This window comes from Pseudarthrobacter albicanus (assembly GCF_018224015.1).
In the GTDB taxonomy this organism is placed as follows: Bacteria; Actinomycetota; Actinomycetes; order Actinomycetales; family Micrococcaceae; genus Arthrobacter; species Arthrobacter albicanus.
This window is the reverse complement of record NZ_JAGPOT010000236.1, coordinates 1-316: the sequence shown is the minus strand read 5'-3', so window position 1 is coordinate 316 and position 316 is coordinate 1. Positions and strand designations below refer to the sequence as shown.

General features: G+C 64.6%; 1 pseudogene. It reads right to left on the bottom strand.

Features of this window, described 5'->3' with window-relative positions:
- Positions 1-61: 61 nt before the first annotated feature.
- Positions 62-316 (bottom strand): annotated as a pseudogene (locus J9611_RS21600) (DDE-type integrase/transposase/recombinase); the annotation flags it as partial.

Genomic DNA, 316 nt, shown 5'->3' with positions numbered 1-316 from the left:
CGCGACCCCCGAACCACAAGGGCAAACTCCCCACCCTCGGCTTAACGATTACCTCGGCTTAATCTGAATGGAACACCGCCCCGTCCGCGTGCAGGTAGCCGTGATCGCGGGCCATGGCCAGCGCCCCGGTGCACAGTTCGGTGCGCATGTGGCGGTCCATGTTCCAGCCGATGACCATGCCGGTGCACAGATCGATCACGGTGGCCAGATACAGCCAGCCCTCGCCGGTCTTCAGGTACGTGATGTCCCCGCACAGCCGCGTGCCGGGCACCTCGGAGGAGAAGTCCCGCTTGCCGTTCTCGTCGAGCATGTGGTT